Genomic DNA, 17,146 nt, shown 5'->3' on the forward strand with positions numbered 1-17,146 from the left:
CAGAACACGCATCCCACCTGAGAGGCCACCGATGCACTTCGCACTCCTCCCCGCACGCCGGGCCACTACGGCACCGTCGGAGCCGGCGGTCGCCGACGACGGCCGCGATCTCGACAACACCGCGTTCGACCAGTTCATCGACCGTGCCGCCGCCACGCTCGCCCAGCGTGGTGTCGGCCGGGGTGACGTCGTGGCCGTGCTCCTGCCCAACACCGTCGACCTGATCGTGACGCTCTTCGCGGCGTGGCGACTCGGCGCCGCGGTCACCCCGATCAATCCCGCGTTGACCGCCGACGAGATCCGTTATCAGGCGACGGACGCCGAGTCGAAGATGTTGGTCACCGATAACGACCGCTCCGAGGATCTGGGAGCACCGGTCCTGCTCACCGCCGATCTCTACGGTGTGACCGGAACCGATGCCCTCGCGCCTGCCGCCGAACCGCGCGATGACGATCTCGCGCTGCTCATCTACACCTCCGGCACCACGGGCCGGCCCAAGGGCGTGCATCTCGATCACGCGAACCTCACCGCGCAGTGCCAGTCGCTCGGGGAGGCCCTCGGCCTGACCGCGGAGGACCACAGCCTGCTGATCCTGCCGCTGTTCCACGCCAACGGGATCATCGTGGGCACGCTGTCGCCGCTGCTCGCGGGCGGCCGGGCGACGGTGGCGGGCAGGTTCAAGCCGGAGACCTTCTTCGACAGGGTCGAGCAGGCGCGGCCCACCTACTTCTCGGCCGTGCCGACGATCTATCAGATGCTGGTCGATCTGCCCGCCGAGGTCCGTCCGGACACCTCGTCGATCCGGTTCGGCATCTGCGGTGCCGCCCCGGCGAGCGTCGAACTGCTCACGAAGGTGGAGAAGCGCTTCGGCTTCCCCCTCGTCGAGGGCTACGGGCTCTCCGAGTGCACGTGCGTCGCCACGGTCAACCCGTACGACGGCGTCCGCAAGGTCGGCACCGTCGGTCCCGCCATTCCCGGCGTGACCGTCGCGGTCCTCGGCCCCGACGGTGCCGAGCGGCCGGCCGGAGAGCCGGGCGACGTGGTGATCGCCGGACCGAACGTGATGCGCGGCTACCTCAATCGTCCGGAGGACACCGCGAGCACGCTCGTCGACGGATGGCTGCGGACGGGCGACATCGGCTTTCTCGACGAGGACGGCTACCTCACCCTCGTCGACCGCGCGAAGGACCTCATCATCCGGGGCGGCGAGAACATCTACCCCAAGGAGATCGAGGCCGTGATCTACCAGCTGCCGCAGGTCGCCGAGGCGGCCGTGGTGGGACGGCCCGACCCGAAGTTCGGCGAGGTGCCGGTCCTGTTCGTCGCACTCAGCGACGGTGCGGTGCTCGGCGACGCCGAGATCCTCGCGCACGCCTCGGAGAAGCTCGCGAAGTACAAGTTGCCCGCACAGATCACCGTGCTACCGACCCTGCCGAAGAACGCCGTCGGCAAGCTCGACAAGCCCACCCTGCGCAAGCGCCTCACGTCGCCGACCGCGGCGTCGTAACACCAGTCACATCAATAGAACCGATCGATCAAGGAGAGTCATCATGGGATTCAAGGATCCGGTGTTCCCCGCGGTGGAACCCGAGGAATTCCTCCAGCGCCCCCTCATGGAGCGCATCCGCGTACTGAGCACCCAGTGGGCCGAATACGGTTTCGGCACCCCGTACATGGTGCACACCATCTACGTGCTCAAGCTGTTCGTCTTCTACGGTCTCGGCGGCGTCGCGATCGCCACGCTGACCTCGGGCATGCAGCCCTTCGCCCTGGACGAGTGGTGGAACCAGCCCATCGTCTACCAGAAGCTCGTGCTCTGGACGGTCATGCTCGAAGCCATCGGCATCGCCGGCTCCTGGGGGCCGCTCGCCGGTAAGGCCAAGCCGATGACCGGCGGAATCCTATTCTGGGCCAAGCCTGGCACGATCCGCCTGCGGCCGTGGAAGTGGGTCCCCGGCACGGCCGGTGATCGGCGCACCGTCTTCGACGTCGTCGTCTACCTGGCCATGCTGGTCTCGCTGCTGACCGGCATCGTGCTCCCCGGCGTCGGGGACCTGGGCGGATTCAGCGCCTCCATGGCCGCGCTCGGAATCGACGCCTCGCACGGCCTGATGCGCCCGGAGCTGCTGATCGCTCCGCTGGTTCTACTGATCCTGATCGGCCTGCGGGACAAGACGGTCTTCCTCGCGGCCCGCGGTGAGCAGTACCTGCCTCCGATGCTGGCCTTCGCGACCCTGCCGCTGCTCTTCGGCGAGCACGGCTTCGACAACATGATCATCGCGCTCAAGCTCGTGATCGGCGTGGTCTGGGTCGGCGCTGGACTGTCCAAGTGCAACCACCACTTCACCATGGTCATCCCGCCCATGGTCTCCAATAGCCCGCTCGTCCCGGGCAGCTGGTTCAAGAAGATGCAGTACAGGAGCTTCCCCGACGATATGCGCCCGTCCGGCTTCGCCCGGTTCCTCGCGCATGGCCCCGGCGTCGTCGTGGAGATCATCGCCCCGCTGATCCTGCTGTTCTCGACCAACCGCACCGTGACCGTCGTGGCGGCCGTCTTCATGTGCCTCTACCACCTGTTCATCATCTCCACCTTCCCGCTGGCCGTGCCACTGGAGTGGAACTTGCTGTTCGGCTACACCGCGATCACCCTGTTCATCGGCTTCCCCGCCGACAGCGGATATGCGCTGTGGGACATGAATCCCGCCTGGCTCGCGATCACCATCACCGCCGCCCTGGCATTCTTCCCGATCCTCGGCAACCTCCGGCCCGACAAGGTCTCCTTCCTGCCCTCGATGCGGCAGTACGCCGGCAACTGGGCCTCGGGCCTGTGGACCTTCACACCCGGCGCCGAGCAGAAGCTCAACCGCGTCACCCGCTCCGCCCCCAACCAGGTCGACCAGTTCATCGCCGCGGGCTACCCGCCGGACTGGGCGGAGATCACCCTGCAGATGACCATCGGCTGGCGTTCGCTGCACAGCCAGGGCCGCGGACTGTTCTCGGTGCTCCTGGCCACCCTGCCGGACATCGACAGCCGCACCGTCCGCGAAGCCGAGTTCCTGTGCAACTCGATCATCGGCTTCAATTTCGGTGACGGCCACCTGCACGGCATGGACATGATCAAGGCGGTCCAGGACGAGGCGCAGTTCGAGCCCGGCGAGTGCGTCATCGTCTGGGTCGAGTCACAGCCCGTGCACAAGAAGACCCAGTCGTACAGGGTGATCGACGCCGCCCTCGGCGTCCTCGAGGAGGGCACCTGGAACGTGCACGAGGTCACCGAGACCCAGCCCTGGTTGCCTGACGGCCCGGCGCCGCACACCCCCACCTGGTCGAAGATCCGCACCGGTCACAAGGCGGTTCAGGCATGACCACCGCCACCGTCGTCGGCGCCGGCCCCAACGGGCTCGCCGCCGCGATCACCCTGGCCCGAGCGGGGGTCGACGTCACGCTCCTCGAGGCGGCCGGCACCGTCGGCGGTGGCACCCGCTCCTTCGAGGGCATCGTCCCCGGACTGATCCACGACCACTGCGCCGCCATCCACCCGATGGCCGTCGGCTCCCCGTTCCTCCGCTCACTCGACTTGGAACGGCACGGGCTGCGTTGGTGCTCGGCGGAACTCGAGTGCGTGCATCCGCTCGACGACGGTTCCGCCGGGGTGCTGCACCGCTCGGTCGACGACACCGCGAACAGCATGGGGGTAGACGGTGGCGCGTGGCGCGCGCTGTTTGACCACTCCGTCCGGGACTTCGACCGGATCGGGCCCGCGATGCTCGGTCCGCTCCTGCGGATGCCGCAGCATCCCGTGGCGCTCGGCCGGTTCGGGATGCCGACGGCCCTGCCCGCGGCGGCTCTGGCCCGTGTGCTGCGGACCCCGCAGGCGCGCGGACTCTGGGGCGGCGTTGCCGCCCACGCCTTCCGGCCGCTGCACGAGCCGATGAGCTCCGCGATCGGCAAGGGCATGCTCACCGCTGGGCACGCGTTCGGCTGGAAGGTCGCGGAGGGCGGCTCCGGCGCGATCGCGGCCGCCCTCGCGGCGGAACTGGAGGAACTCGGCGGCGACATCGAGACTGGAGCGCGGGTCACCTCGCTCGCCGAGCTGCCGACGAGCGATATCGTGCTGTTCGACCTCGATCCCCACCAGGTGGCGCGGATCGTCGGCGACCGGATGCCCGCACGGATCGCCAAGGCGTTCCACCGGTTCCGGCGCGGCCCGGGCGCGTTCAAGGTGGACTTCGCGGTCCAGGACGGCGTGCCGTGGGCCAATCCCGACGCGCGCCGGTCCAGCACCGTCCACCTGGGCGGGGAGTTCGCGGAGGTCGCCGCGACCGAGCGCGCGATCGCCGCCGGGCAGATGCCGGACCGTCCGTTCGTGTTGGTCGGGCAGCAGTACCTCGCCGACCCGACCCGCTCCGCCGGCGATGTTCACCCCGTCTGGAGCTACGCGCACGTGCCGAACGGCTACACCGGCGACGCGACCGAGGCGATCATCGGCCAGATCGAACGGTTCGCACCCGGATTCCGCGAGCGCATCGTCGGCACCGCGGTGTGCTCGACGACGGAGATGTCGCGGTACAACGCCAATTTCGTCGGCGGTGACATCAACACCGGTTCCAAGGACCCGCTCCAGTTGGTGTTCGGGCCGCGGATTACGCTGCAGCCCTACGACCTCGGCGTCCCCGGCATGTACATCTGCTCGGCCGCCACTCCGCCGGGACCGGCCGCGCACGGGATGTGCGGCTTCCACGCCGCGACCCGCGCGCTCCACGATCTGGGCCGCCGCCGGCGGCCCTCCGTTTCCCATCCATCCGACACAAGGAGACTCGCATGACCGGACAACTCGAGAACAAGGTCGCCCTCGTCACGGGCGCCGCCACGGGCATCGGCGCAGCGATCGCCCGCGCCTTCGCCGCCGAGGGAGCGCGCGTCGCCGTGGCTGACATCGACGGCGACGCCGCAGCCGCCACTGCCGCCACGATCGACGGCGCGATCGGCCTGACCATGGACGTGACCGACGAGGCGCAGGTACGCGCCGGGATTGACGACGTGGTCGCCCAGCTCGGCTCCCTGAACGTGGTGGTACCGAACGCGGGTATCGGCATCACCGCACCGATCGTCGAGACCTCGTTCGAGGACTGGCGCAAAGTGATGGCCGTGAACCTCGACGGGGTCTTCCTCACCATCCGGCATTCGCTCCCCGCACTCCTGGCAGCCGGCGGCGGCTCGATCGTCACAGTCGGGTCGATCACCGGCACGGCAGGATCGGGTCTGATCGCCAGCTACGCGGCCGCGAAGGCGGCGGTGCGCAATCTGACCGAGACCGTATCCGCCGAGATGCGTTTCCACAACATCCGAGCCAACTGCCTCATGCCGGGGTTCATCGACACCGCGCTCGTGACGAGCAACCAGGCGAACTTCGAGGCCGCCCTCGGCCTGGAGCCCGGCGGATTCGACGGCCTCATTCAGAGCAAGCAGACGCGGTACGGCCGCGTCGAAGAGATCGCCGAGGCGGCGGTGTTCTTCGCGTCGGATCGATCCTCGTGGTGCAACGGCAGCAACCTGATCCTCGACGGCGGATTCCGGCAGTCACTGCTCTGACGATCACCGGGCGCCTTCCTGCTCGTCACACGCTAGCGGGCAGGGGCCACGAATCACCTTGCAGCTTTAGGACCTCGGCGTCCTCGGCATGTACATCTGCTCCGCAGCGACGCCCCTGCCCCTGGGTCCTAGGGGCGCACGGGATGTGTTAGGCCAAAAGGGGCCCAGCGCACTGAATGCGCTGCGCCACCCCGCCCGCCGCACCGGCGGCTCGCCGATCGAATGAGGAGAACAGTCATGTCCACCGTACCCAGCACCGATGAGCTGCGCGGCCGCGTCGCCTTCGTCACCGGAGGCACGCGCGGGATCGGGGCGGCCATCGCCCGCCACCTCGCGGCCCTCGGCGCGAGCGTAGCCGTCGGCCACAGCAAGGAGAGTCCTCAGGCGGACGCCTTCGTCGAAGAACTCGCCGCGATCACCGCGACGTCGGGGGCGCGAGCGTCGGGCCACGTCGGGAACGTCGGCAGCGCGGACGACTGTCGGCGCACCGTGGCGGAGGTCATCGCCGGTCACGGACGCCTCGACATCCTCGTCAACAACGCCGGAATCACCGCCGACAAGGTCTTCCTCGAGCTCACGGACGACGACTGGGAATCGGTGCTCCGGGTGAATCTCTCGGGAGCGTTCTACATCTCGCAGACCGCGCTCGCCCACATGGTGGAGCGGGGCACCGGACGCGTCATCAACCTCTCCTCCGTGGTGGGCGAGACCGGCAACGTCGGTCAGGCCAACTACGCGTCCTCCAAATCCGGTCTGTTCGGCCTGACGAAGACCCTTGCTCGCGAGGCGACGTTCGCACTCGGGCGGCAGGGCAAGCTCGAGGGCAACGCGATTGGCATCACCGTCAACACCGTCAGTCCGGGCATGGTCGCGACCGAGATGGTCGCCGCGATGCCGGACAAGGTCATCGACAAGCTCCGCAAGCAGATCCCCGTCGGGCGCATCGCGGATCCCTCCGAGATCGCCCGCGTCGTGAGCTTCCTCGCCTCGGACGCGTCCGGCTACATCACCGGCCAGATTTGGGGTGTCAACGGCGGCTACGACATGTAGGGGGCTTCCGTCGTCCTGCGCAACCCACAACGAAAGGTCACCATGGTCATCGCTCGATCAGTCGCTACCGCCGCACTCTGCGGAGCACTCGTCGCCGGGGGCGCCGGTATCGCCGGCGCGACTCCAGGGGTACCCACCTCGCCCAAGCCCCGCCCCGCCGCCTCGCACGCTCCCGCCCCGAAGGCTCCCGCGCCGAAGGCGCCGGCCCCGAAGGCGCCCGCTCCGAGCGCGGCACCCGATCCGCTGACCGGATTCATCTGTACCGTCATCAATGCGATCCCCGGCGGCGTGGGCACGGTCACGTCGGTGCTGCAGACCGTCGGAACCGCCGAGAAGCAGTTGGTCACGACGGCCCGCCAGATGGCGCCCGGCCCGGCGGACGCGTACTCGGCGTGGCGTGCACCCATCGATGCTCAGATCACCACGATTCTCACCACCTGCGCCTCGCATCCCTGAGTCGCACGGAACACATGTATCTCGATCACCAAGAAGAAAGTGAATCAATCATGCGCGCAGTAAAACTCACCGGTCCAGGCACTCTCGAACTGGAAGAGGTCGACAAGCCCGAGCCCGGACCGGGACAGGTCCGGATCAGGGTCGCGGGCGCCGGTCTGTGCCACTCCGACCTCCACGTCCTGCACCTCGGTGACGCGTGGCCGGCCTTCGGCGGCACCGTCGGCCACGAGGGCGGCGGATGGGTCGACGCGGTCGGCGACGACGTGACCGGGGTGACCGAGGGCGAGGCGGTCGTGGTCAACCTTATCTGGAGCTGCGGCACCTGCCGCGCCTGTGTCGAGGGCCGCGAGAACGCGTGCACCACAGCGGGAACCCGTACCGGGCTTCCGCTGACCCCGGGCCTGGGCCCGGACGGATCCATGGCCGAGTACATCGTGGTCCCGGCGCAGCACGCCGTGCCGATCGGAGATCTGGACCCCGCGACCGCGGCTCCGCTCACCGACGCCGGAGTCACGCCCATGCACGCGATCAACACCGTGCTCGACCGGCTGACCCCGGGAGCGACCGTCGTGGTCATCGGCCTCGGCGGCCTCGGCCACATCGCCGTGCAGATCCTCGCCGCGGTGAGCGCGTCCAGGATCATCGCGCTCGACACCGATGCCGCCAAGCGAGCCGCGGCCGCCGAGCACGGTGCCGACCTGGTCCTCGACAGCAACGAGCAGGCGATCGAGACGATCCTCGCTGAGACCGACGGTGTCGGAGCCGATGTGGTCCTCGATCTCGTCGGCATCGGGCCCACGATCGACCTCGCCCGGCGGGTCGTCGCGGCGGAGGGTGCCCTCCGGCTGGTGGGCCTCGGCGGCGGCTCGTTCCCGTTCAACGCAGGGGTCGAAGGGGGAATCGCTTCCGTGGGGCGTCACCGTCCAGCGCTCGTACGGCGGGACGAGGCGGGACCTGGTGGACGTCATCGGCCTGGCGCAGCGTGGTCGGATCTCCATCGACACCGTGAAGTACCCGCTCGAACGGTTCCAGCAGGCCGTCGACGATCTGGAAGCGGGTCGAGTCGCGGGCCGCGCCATCCTCGTGCCCTGATCGCCGGAGTAAGGGAGGGCGGTCGCGCCGGCACCGGTGCCCGGTCGCCCTCCCCACACGGCGTGATGCGGAGGCGTCGTCAGGCAATCCGAACACCGCGGGGCAGCCTCCCCGAGGGAACCCGCAGGCGGCGGGCTGCGATCGCCAGTCCGAGCCCGCCGAGGGCGAGGTTGGCCAGCAGGCCCCAGTACCAGGAGCGGCCGAGGTAGCGGTCGGTCCGCCGCGGCTCGTCGCCGGCGAAGGAGACGAAGTCGTCGCCGGTCCGGATTCCCGCCCGCCCGCAGGTGCGATCCTGATTCGCGGCGGGCCCGGTGCGCAGTTCCGAGACCCCGTCGGCGAGGGCGCCGAGGCCGGATTCGGAGGGGGCGCGCCGATCGTCCGAGGTGTAGCGCGATCGGTGCGCGCGGTCCCGGTCCGCGTCGCGTCCGTCGTCGCGCTGCGCCGCGGCGTCCGCGAGCACGACGGCCGGGTTCGGCGCGAGGATCCACCACACCCGTTCGGTGTGTTCGACGGTGACGGTTGTCCGCTCGATGCGGCACGTGCCGCTCGCGCCGCTGTCGGAGTACGTCCAGGTCGGCCGGTCCGCGGAGACCTCGGTCTTCGTGGCGGGGATCAGCAGGACGGTGATGATCGGAAGCCCGATGAGCAGGAACAGCATGGCCAGCTGGGTGATCGCGGCGGAGCCGATCGGCCGCGCCAGCAGCGCGGAGAAGCCGAGCCCGATGCCGCAGTAGGACAGGAAGAGCAGCGCCGTCACGACGATGCCGAGTATCGAGAAGACGACCGGGTACTCGGCGACGGCGATCGCCCAGATCAGGTACGGCGCCGAGACCACGAGCAGGGCGCAGGAGGCGATCCAGGCGCCGAGGAGCTTGCCGGTCGCGAGTTGTGCGCCGCTGGCGGGGGTCGCCTGGACGACCGCGAGGGTGGCGTCCTTGCGGTCGCCGTTGATCGACGTGGCGGTCATCGTCGGGGCGATGACCAGGCCGAGGAAGCCGATGAAGCCGAGGACGATGAAGTAGAGGTTCTCCTCGAAGGTCTGCCCGCCGGTGCCCGGCGACGTCGCCGTGATGAACCACAGGAGGCCGAAGACCACCGCCGAGACGACGACGAAGAAGACGCCCAGCAGGACGCGCCAGCGGGTGGCACGGGTGCGTTGGCGCAGTTCCAGGCCGACGAGCACGCCGACGGTGCGCCACCATCCGGTGCGGCGGTTCATGTGCGATCAGCCTCCAGTGCGAAGTAGGAGTCCTCGAGAGCGCTGGTGGCACGGGCGAACTCGACGACCTCGGCACCGTCGGCGATCTGCTGCGCGAGGTGCGCGGCGGCGTCGGACTCGGAGCCGAAGGTGAGATGCGTTCCGCCGCTCGGCGGCTCGCCGAGCAGGCGGATCCGCCACCGAGTCACCGCGGATTCGGGCGGTGCCTCGGTGCGGCCCTGCGACATCATCACCACATCGTCGACCATCTCGCCGAGCTCGGAGAGGATGTGCGAGGAGACGAGGACGGCGACGCCGTTGCCGGCGAGAGCGCGCAGGGAATCGCGGAGCTCGAACCGGGACCGCGGATCCATGCCCGACGCGGGTTCGTCGAGCAGCAGGATCGGTGGATGGTGCACCATCGCCCGCGCGAAACCGAGTCGCTGCTTCTGCCCGCGGGAGAGGACCTGCGCCGGCCGGTCGGCGAATTCGGTGAGGTGCACTCGCGCCAGCAGGTCCGTCGCCCGGGCGCGGGCCTCGCTCGAGGGGAGGCCGTACAGCTTGGCGAAGGTGCTCAGGATCTCGGTCGGGGTCAGGGAGTCCCAGGTGCCGAAGACGTCGGGCATCCACCCGACGCGGGACCGGAGCGCGTCCGCGGTGATGGGGGCGCCGTCGAGTTCGATGGTGCCCGACGACGGTCGGAGCAGGCCGGCGAGCATGAGCAGCAGCGTCGTCTTGCCCGCGCCGTTCGGCCCGACCAGCCCGGTGATGCGCCCGGGGGGTGAGCGTGAGCCTCGCATCGGCGACCGCGACATGCTGTTTGAAGGTCCGCGTGAGCCCGCGGGCGACCAGCGTCATGGATTTCACGGTAGCGGCGTTGCCGGGTTCACGATCGAGAAATGTGACGGATGTGAAAACACCGGTCGTGCATCCACCGGCTTGTCGGGGTTCCGGCGTACGGTGGGGTGATCCGCATCACAGGAGGTGTTCATGGCTGACAAGGTCGAGGTTCCCCCGCCCACGCTGGAACTGGGGGAGCCGTTGCGTCTCTTCGACAATCCGGTGCGCGACCGGTACGAGCTCTGGTCGGGCGACGAGCTCATCGGCGTCGAGGGGTACGAGGTCACCGAGCACGGTGACGTGATCCTGCTGCACACGGTGGTGATGGAGAAGTTCGGCAAGCAGGGCTTCGCCCGGGCCCTCGTGTCGGGAGTTCTCGACGACCTGCGCTCCCGCGGGCGCCGCGTCATCCCCGTCTGCAGCTACGTGCGCTCGTTCCTCACTCGCTTCCCGCAGTACCAGGACATCGTTACCTCCGCGGCACACACCTAGGAGCCGGGCCGGCGCAGCGCCCGGACGTACCGGGCGCGCGCCACCCGCTGCGCGGGTGTCGTCATCGGGGCTCGGTCCAGTAGTGGTAGCCGTGGTGACGGGTGAACCCCAGGCCGCGGTAGAGGGCCTGGGCGGCGGTGTTGTCCCGGACGACCTCGAGGAAGACGCGCTGAGCGCCCTCGTCCGCAGCCCGCGCGCGCAGTGCGCCGAGGAGGCGGGTGGCCAGGCCCCGTCGGCGCTGCTCGGGTGCGACGGCCATCGAGCCGATCCCGGCCCACACCGTTCCGGTGGCGTCGGCGGTGAGCGCGAGGCGGCCGGCGGCCGCGGGGGCACCGTCGGGCCCGGGGAGGGTGGCGAAGAGCACGGCACCCGTCGACGGAGGCGACGAGCGGCGCGGCCGCTCCCGTGAGGCAGAGCCACGCGGTATCGGGTGCGGCGGCGAACCGAACCGCGGGGTCGGCGGCGCCGAGGGCGGGCGCCGTGAGCACCTCCGTGGGCTGGGCGAGAGGCGCGAGCGCGGACGCGCCGGGCAGGAGCCGCTCGGACACCGTCAGGTGCAGTGGCAGGTCGCGGGCGGCGTACCAGGCGCGGACGCCGTCCAGCCGGTCGAGGGAGGCGTCGGGGTGCAGGGGCGCCGCCGCGTTCGCCCGATTCCCCGGCACGCCCGGGGCGGCCCGGCACAGCCAGCCGTCGATCCACTCCCGCTCCACCGACCACCAGGACCGGGCCCGCGCCAGGTCCAGCGACCGGATCTCGCCGGCCCGGACGGGGCGGGGCGGCACCGTCTTCCATCGGACGACCGCGTCCCGCGGCACGAGATGCTCCGCGCCGTCGCGGTCCGCCCGGACCCGCAGGGGGTCACCGTCGGCGAGCAGGGTCCCGATGACGTCCGAGGCCTGCCCGGACGGCAGCAGCCGCCGGATCACGACCCGGTCGCCGGGAACCGGCACGTCAGTGCCCGAAGGGGTCTTCGACGGTGCCGGGCACCCAGGTGAGGCCGGGGACGGTCCAGCCCTGCTTCTTGATGAGCTTCTTCGCCTGGCGCGCGTAGCGGCCGGTGAGGACATCGGTGTAGAGGAAGCCGTCGAGGTGGCCGGTCTCGTGCTGGAGCATCCGTGCGAAGAAACCGGTGCCCTCGATCTCGACCGGCTCGCCGTTGCGGTCGGTGCCGACGACCTTCGCCCAGGCGGCGCGGCCCGTCGGGAAGGACTCGCCGGGGACGGAGAGGCAGCCCTCCCAGTCGTCGTCGGGGTCCGGCATGGTCTCGGGGATCTCGGAGGTGGTGAGGACGGGGTTGATCACCTCGCCGCGGCGGCGCTCGCGGGTCTCCTCGTCCGGGCAGTCGTAGACGAACAGACGCAGGCCGCGGCCCACCTGGTTGCCGGCGAGCCCCACGCCGTTGGCGACGTCCATCGTCTCGTACATGTCGTCGAGCAGGGCCACGACCTCGGCGGAGGGCCGGCCGTCGGCGTCGAGCTCGACGGGCTTCGTGGGGGTGTGCAGCACGGGGTCGCCGACGATGACGATGGGGAGGACGGACATGCTTACACGGTAGTCCGGGGGCGGTGCGGGCCGCACAGGCGCACTCGGCCGGGCCGGACGGGGCGGCTCGCCCGGCGAGTTCGCGACACACGCGTCCAGAGCCTCGGGGCGCCGGCGCCGGCCGTGGTTAGATTGACGCGAACTACAGAAGTGTTATTTCGAATGCGAGGGGAACGCATGGAGGGCGCCGGTGCGGCCGCGCAGAAGACGGTCCGAACTGACGCGCACCCCGTCGACGAGCGCGGCGAGGACGGCCTGACCAGGCGCGAACACGACATCCTGGCCTTCGAACGCCAGTGGTGGAAGTACGCCGGCGCCAAGGAGGACGCGATCAAAGAGCTCTTCGGGCTCTCCGCGACCCGGTACTACCAGGTGCTCAACGCGCTGGTCGACACCCCCGAGGCGCTCGCCGCCGATCCCATGCTCGTCAAGCGTCTGCGTCGTGTCCGGGCGAGCAGGCAGAAGGCTCGGGCCGCTCGCAAGCTCGGCTTCGAGATCACGTGATCCGATACAGTCGGGTGTCGTGAGCACTCAGAACACCCGGGCCGTCCCGATCCGGACGATCATCATGATCCTGATCTCGGCCGCCATCATCCTCGCGGCGATCGGGGTCCACGGGCTCGTGACGCGCAACGACGACCCGCAGGCGGCGTTGAACGCCCAGGAGGAGAAGATCAAGGCCGCCGCCACGCAGACGGCGCAGCCCGCACCCGCCCAGCCGACGGCGTGCCTGATCTCCGTCGCGAAGGCGCCCGTCGTCGATGCCCGCGAGCGTCTCACCAAGGCCGGCATCACCGTGCAGGCGGGCGATCCCGCCGCATGGCCGAACCGTCCTGCGGCCCCGCGCGCCACCACCGTGTACTTCGCGGAGGGTGGCGAGGACGCGGCCAAGACCGTCGCCACCGCACTTCCGGGGGCCGCTACTGCGCTCCGGCCCGCCGGACTCGAGCCCTGTGCGGGCGCGCTCGCCGTCGCGGTCGTCAAAAAGTAGCCCGCGGACGCCGCACCGGGGACCTGCCCCTCGGCCCGGCATCGGCCCCGATATGATTTCGGGCAATACCAGCCACAGGGCGGCCCAGCCCCAGGTAGCCGTTCCATAAGGAGTCATCGATGACGAAGCGTCAGTTCCTCGCCCCGATCGCGATCCTTCCGGTGGCGGCACTCGCCCTGACGGGCTGCACTCCGGACGAGCCGCGGTCGGACAGCCCCGGCACGACGCCCGCGGTCGTCACGGGTGCGTCGGTGCCGGCCCAGGGCCCCGTCCGCAGCCTCGACCCGAACGCCGCGCACGGCGGGGAGAAGCCGGCCGCGAGCGCGCCGTCGTCCGGCTCCGCCGAGGCTTCGCTCGTCAAGCCCGACGGCAGCAGCGCGGGCAAGGCCACCTTCTCCGAGAAGGACGGTGTGGTCGTCATCGACGTGCGCGTGACCGGCCTGTCCGCCGGATTCCACGGCATGCACATCCACGAGGTGGGCAAGTGCGAGCCGAACTCGGTCGCGAAGAACGGTGCGCCCGGCTCCGCCACCAACTTCGGCTCGGCGGGTGGCCACTGGCAGAAGTCGGGCGCCACCGGCCACCCGATGACCGGCGACCTCGTCTCGGTCTTCGTCAACGCGAACGGCACCGGTCAGACCGTGACCAGCACGGGCGCCTTCACCCTCGCCGACATCAAGAAGAACACCGATGGGAACGCGCTCGTGATCCACGAGAAGCCCGACAACTTCGGCAACATCCCGTCCGCCCGCTACACCAACATCGTTCCGGGTCAGCCCGTGCCGGACGAGACCACCCTCAACACCGGCGATGCCGGCGGGCGCATCGCCTGCGGCGTGATCAAGGTCGGTTAGTCATCGAGACCGTCGCCTTCGAGGCGTCAGCGCGGCCGACGATCGGCGTCGAGTGGGAATTCGCACTCGTCGACCGGGAGACCGCGGACCTGGTCAGTAGGGCCGGGGAGCTGTTCGACGGTGTCCGCGCCGCGAACCCGGAGATCGCGCCGCAGGTGCATTCGGAGATGCTGCGCAACACCGTCGAGGTGGTGACGGGCGTCTGCGAGAACACGGCGGAGGCGATGGCGGATCTGGCCGCGGTCATCCGCGCCGTCCGCGAGACCTCGGACCCGATGGGCATGGACCTGTTCGGAGCGGGCACGCACCCGTTCGCGCAGTGGAACGCGCAGCAGCTCACCGAGAATCCGCGCTACGACGAGCTGATCGCCCGCACTCAGTGGTGGGGCCGGCAGATGCTCATCTGGGGCGTGCACGTGCACGTCGGCGTGAACCACCGGGACAAGGTGCTGCCGATCATCTCGGCGTTGCTCAACCACTACCCGCACCTGCTGGCGCTCTCCGCGAGCTCCCCGATGTGGGGCGGGCACGACACCGGCTACGCCAGTACCCGGGCGATGATGTTCCAGCAGTTGCCCACCGCGGGCCTGCCCTTCCAGTTCGAGCGGTGGAGTGAGTTCGAGCGCTTCGTGCACGACCAGAAGACCACCGGGATCATCGATCACCTCAACGAGATCCGCTGGGACATCCGGCCCGCGTGCCACCTCGGCACCATCGAGGTGCGGATCTGCGACGGTATGTCCTCGTTCGCGGAGCTCGAGGCCCTGGTCGCGCTGATCCACTGCCTCGTCGTGTGGCTCGACTCCCGGCTCGACGCGGGCGAGACCCTGCCGACCCTGCCGCCGTGGCACGTCCAGGAGAACAAGTGGCGCGCCGCCCGGTACGGACTCGACGCGATCATCATCCAGGACGCGGACAACAACGAGCGCCTGGTCACCGAAGATCTCGACGATCTGCTCGAGCAGTTGACCCCGATCGCGCGGCGGCTGGGCTGTTCCCGTGAGTTGGCCGCCGTGACCGAGATCCCCCGCCGCGGCGCGTCCTACCAGCGACAGCGGGCCACGGCCGGCGGCGTGTGCAGCACCGATGCCTACCGCGACGTCGTGCGCTCGGTGACGGGCGAACTCATCCTCCCGTGAGTCGCGGGGGTGTGGCGGGCATCCATAGACGCATGCATCTTTGTTAACAAAAGTAATCGTTACTAATCTTGCCGCGTGTTGTCCACCTCGGACCGGCGGTACGGCGTCGGTGCCCACCCCGTGCTGGTCGCCGGCGTCCTCGCCGCCCTCCTGGCCGCGTCCATGGCGATCGCGGTGTCCCAAGGCGCCGCGGCGGTTCCGCTGCGCGATACCGGACGCTTGCTGTGGGCCGCGCTGAGCGGCGGAACGGTTGCCCGCGAGGATTACTCGGCGTACTCGATCCTCTGGGACCTCCGTCTGCCCCGGGTTCTGCTCGCCGCCCTGGTCGGTGCCGGGCTTGCGCTGGCAGGCGTGGCGTGCCAGGCCCTCGTCCGTAATCCGCTCGCCGATCCGTTCATCCTCGGCATCTCCAGTGGTGCGTCGGTGGGTGCCAGCTTCGTGGTCACCACCGGTGCGGTCGCTGGCGTCGGCGTCGCCGGGACCGCCGGGGCGGCGTTCGTCACCGCGGTGCTCGCCTCGCTGCTGGTCTACCTGCTCAGCCGGACGCCCGACGGTGCCCTCAGCCCGGTCCGGCTGGTGCTCACGGGCGTCGTGCTGGCCTTCGCCTTCCAGGGACTGGCGGGCGCGATCGTCTTCTTCGACCCGGTCGGGGACGCCGCGCGGTCGGTGATGTTCTGGCTCCTCGGCGGGCTGGGCGGCGCGCAGTGGTCGGTGTTACCGCTGGTCGCGGTGACGGTGGCCGCGTGCGGCCTGATCACCGGGCGCCTCGCCGGGGTGCTCGACGTCCTCTCCCAGGGGGACGAGGCGGCGGCCGCCCTCGGCCTCGACCCGCACCGCACCCGCCGGGCGCTGTTCCTCGTCATCGTCGTGATGACCTCGGTGCTCGTCTCGGTCGCGGGCACGGTCGGATTCGTCGGACTGGTCGTCCCGCACGCAGTGCGGATGATGGTGGGGCCGGCGCATCGGAGGGTACTACTGCTCGCGCCACTCGTCGGCGCGCTGCTGCTGGTCTGGGTCGATCTCCTCAGCCGCGTGGCCGTCGCGCCTCGAGAACTTCCGCTCGGCATCGTCACGGCCCTGGTCGGGGTGCCGGTCTTCGTCGTACTGCTCCGCCGGCGCGGGGGACTGCTCGGAGGTGCGGCGTGAGGGTCGACCTGGACCGGATCACCGTCGAGCTCGGCGGCCGCAGGATCCTCGACGAGATCTCGCTCGCCATCGACGACGGGGAGCACGTCGGCCTGATCGGACCCAACGGCAGCGGGAAGTCGACCCTGCTGCGCTGCCTGTACCGCGCCCTCACGCCCACCAAGGGCACCGTCCGCGTGGGTGGGGAGGACCTCGGCGCTCTCGGCCGTCGCGATGGTGCGCGCCGCATCGCCGCCGTGACGCAGAGCGAGTCCGGGCACCTGGGATTCACCGTCGAGGAGACGGTCATGCTGGGGCGGTTCGCGCACGGCGACGCCGGGACCGACGGGGCGGTGCGCGCCTGTACGGCGGCCCTCGACGCGGTCGGCGCGGCGCACCTCCGCCGGCGCAGCGTCCTCGGGCTCTCCGGCGGTGAGCGCCAACGGATCCTGATCGCGCGCGCCCTCGCGCAGGCCACCCCGGTGCTCCTGCTCGACGAGCCCCTCAACCATCTCGACGTACGGCATCAACTCGACCTGCTGCGGCTGCTGCGCGCCACCCCGAAGACCACCGTCACCGCCATCCACGACATCGACCTCGCCGCGCAGAGCTGCGACCGGCTGGTGCTCCTGGCCGCGGGTCGGGTCGTCGTCTCCGGAACCCCGGCGGAGGTTCTCACGCCGGAGCGCATCGCGGAGGTCTACGGGGTCCGTCCCACCGTCGCGGCGTCCGGGACCGGCCCGCCGCGGGTCCGCTTCGAACTCTAGTACCGATC

At 70.2% G+C, this 17,146-nt stretch carries 18 protein-coding genes and 2 pseudogenes; 15 read left to right on the top strand and 5 right to left on the bottom strand.

The genetic code is table 11. The features are described 5' to 3' along the window. Positions 1-31: 31 nt before the first annotated feature. The 8 genes and pseudogenes from AC21LY_RS03845 (at position 32) to AC21LY_RS03880 (ending at position 8,190) form a co-directional block, all read left to right on the top strand. On the top strand, positions 32-1,507 hold the full coding sequence (locus AC21LY_RS03845; protein WP_489045001.1) for a class I adenylate-forming enzyme family protein: 1,476 nt from the start codon (positions 32-34) through the stop codon (positions 1,505-1,507). Between the two features lie 43 nt (positions 1,508-1,550). Continuing rightward, on the top strand, positions 1,551-3,365 hold the full coding sequence (locus AC21LY_RS03850; RefSeq protein WP_489045002.1) for a DUF3556 domain-containing protein: 1,815 nt from the start codon (positions 1,551-1,553) through the stop codon (positions 3,363-3,365). After that, on the top strand, positions 3,362-4,825 hold the full coding sequence (locus tag AC21LY_RS03855) for a phytoene desaturase family protein (protein ID WP_489045003.1): 1,464 nt from the start codon (positions 3,362-3,364) through the stop codon (positions 4,823-4,825). The genes AC21LY_RS03850 and AC21LY_RS03855 overlap by 4 nt, the downstream gene beginning before the upstream one ends. Then, complete coding sequence (locus AC21LY_RS03860) at positions 4,822-5,592, top strand: SDR family oxidoreductase (protein WP_489045004.1); 771 nt, start codon at positions 4,822-4,824, stop codon at positions 5,590-5,592. Before AC21LY_RS03855 ends, AC21LY_RS03860 begins: the two co-directional genes overlap by 4 nt. A gap of 237 nt (positions 5,593-5,829) precedes the next feature. Continuing rightward, positions 5,830-6,642, top strand: a complete 813-nt coding sequence (locus AC21LY_RS03865; RefSeq protein WP_489045005.1) for a 3-oxoacyl-ACP reductase family protein — start codon at positions 5,830-5,832, stop codon at positions 6,640-6,642. Positions 6,643-6,684: 42 nt separating this feature from the next. Beyond that, on the top strand, positions 6,685-7,098 hold the full coding sequence (locus AC21LY_RS03870) for a hypothetical protein (RefSeq protein ID WP_489045006.1): 414 nt from the start codon (positions 6,685-6,687) through the stop codon (positions 7,096-7,098). Positions 7,099-7,148: 50 nt separating this feature from the next. Continuing rightward, positions 7,149-7,922 (top strand): annotated as a pseudogene (locus tag AC21LY_RS03875) (alcohol dehydrogenase catalytic domain-containing protein); the annotation flags it as partial. A 133-nt stretch (positions 7,923-8,055) separates the two neighbouring features. Next, positions 8,056-8,190 (top strand): hypothetical protein, encoded by a 135-nt coding sequence (locus tag AC21LY_RS03880; RefSeq protein ID WP_489045437.1) that lies wholly within the window; start codon positions 8,056-8,058, stop codon positions 8,188-8,190. A gap of 79 nt (positions 8,191-8,269) precedes the next feature. On the opposite strand, the gene AC21LY_RS03885 is transcribed toward AC21LY_RS03880, so the two are convergent. Together AC21LY_RS03885 and AC21LY_RS03890 are read right to left on the bottom strand one after the other, a co-directional pair. Next, positions 8,270-9,409, bottom strand: a complete 1,140-nt coding sequence (locus AC21LY_RS03885) for an ABC transporter permease (RefSeq protein WP_489045007.1) — start codon at positions 9,407-9,409, stop codon at positions 8,270-8,272. Then, entirely contained in the window at positions 9,406-10,188 is a 783-nt protein-coding gene (locus AC21LY_RS03890) for an ABC transporter ATP-binding protein (RefSeq protein WP_489045008.1), read from the bottom strand. The genes AC21LY_RS03885 and AC21LY_RS03890 overlap by 4 nt, the downstream gene beginning before the upstream one ends. A gap of 190 nt (positions 10,189-10,378) precedes the next feature. Between AC21LY_RS03890 and AC21LY_RS03895 the strand changes: the two genes are divergently transcribed. After that, a complete protein-coding gene (locus AC21LY_RS03895; protein ID WP_489045009.1) occupies positions 10,379-10,720 on the top strand; it encodes a GNAT family N-acetyltransferase in 342 nt (113 codons plus the stop codon). A 61-nt stretch (positions 10,721-10,781) separates the two neighbouring features. Here AC21LY_RS03895 and AC21LY_RS03900 read toward each other — a convergent pair whose 3' ends face one another. From AC21LY_RS03900 to AC21LY_RS03910, 3 genes and pseudogenes are all read right to left on the bottom strand, one after another. Next, positions 10,782-11,084, bottom strand: a complete 303-nt coding sequence (locus AC21LY_RS03900) for a GNAT family N-acetyltransferase (RefSeq protein WP_489045010.1) — start codon at positions 11,082-11,084, stop codon at positions 10,782-10,784. Between the two features lie 37 nt (positions 11,085-11,121). Further along, positions 11,122-11,787 (bottom strand): annotated as a pseudogene (locus AC21LY_RS03905) (GNAT family N-acetyltransferase, cg3035/Rv0428c family); the annotation flags it as partial. Then, on the bottom strand, positions 11,672-12,262 hold the full coding sequence (locus AC21LY_RS03910) for a peptide deformylase (protein WP_489045011.1): 591 nt from the start codon (positions 12,260-12,262) through the stop codon (positions 11,672-11,674). The gene AC21LY_RS03910 and the pseudogene AC21LY_RS03905, both read right to left, overlap by 116 nt. Positions 12,263-12,439: 177 nt before the next feature. Between AC21LY_RS03910 and napA the strand changes: the two genes are divergently transcribed. The 6 genes from napA to AC21LY_RS03940 all read left to right on the top strand — a co-directional run bounded on the left by napA (position 12,440) and on the right by AC21LY_RS03940 (position 17,138). Further along, positions 12,440-12,766, top strand: coding sequence for a nucleoid-associated protein NapA (napA, locus tag AC21LY_RS03915; protein ID WP_489045012.1), 327 nt, complete (start codon positions 12,440-12,442; stop codon positions 12,764-12,766). Between the two features lie 19 nt (positions 12,767-12,785). Continuing rightward, on the top strand, positions 12,786-13,253 hold the full coding sequence (locus AC21LY_RS03920; RefSeq protein ID WP_489045013.1) for a LytR C-terminal domain-containing protein: 468 nt from the start codon (positions 12,786-12,788) through the stop codon (positions 13,251-13,253). Between the two features lie 119 nt (positions 13,254-13,372). Beyond that, positions 13,373-14,107 carry a superoxide dismutase[Cu-Zn] gene (gene sodC / locus AC21LY_RS03925; protein ID WP_489045014.1) on the top strand — a complete coding sequence of 245 codons (735 nt, stop codon included), beginning with the start codon at positions 13,373-13,375 and terminating at the stop codon, positions 14,105-14,107. A 2-nt stretch (positions 14,108-14,109) separates the two neighbouring features. Next, positions 14,110-15,246 (top strand): glutamate--cysteine ligase, encoded by a 1,137-nt coding sequence (locus AC21LY_RS03930; RefSeq protein WP_489045419.1) that lies wholly within the window; start codon positions 14,110-14,112, stop codon positions 15,244-15,246. Positions 15,247-15,321: 75 nt separating this feature from the next. After that, complete coding sequence (locus tag AC21LY_RS03935) at positions 15,322-16,392, top strand: FecCD family ABC transporter permease (RefSeq protein ID WP_489045015.1); 1,071 nt, start codon at positions 15,322-15,324, stop codon at positions 16,390-16,392. After that, on the top strand, positions 16,389-17,138 hold the full coding sequence (locus AC21LY_RS03940; RefSeq protein ID WP_489045016.1) for an ABC transporter ATP-binding protein: 750 nt from the start codon (positions 16,389-16,391) through the stop codon (positions 17,136-17,138). Before AC21LY_RS03935 ends, AC21LY_RS03940 begins: the two co-directional genes overlap by 4 nt. Positions 17,139-17,146: the final 8 nt, after the last annotated feature.

Source organism: Tsukamurella sp. II2bb (assembly GCF_057815145.1).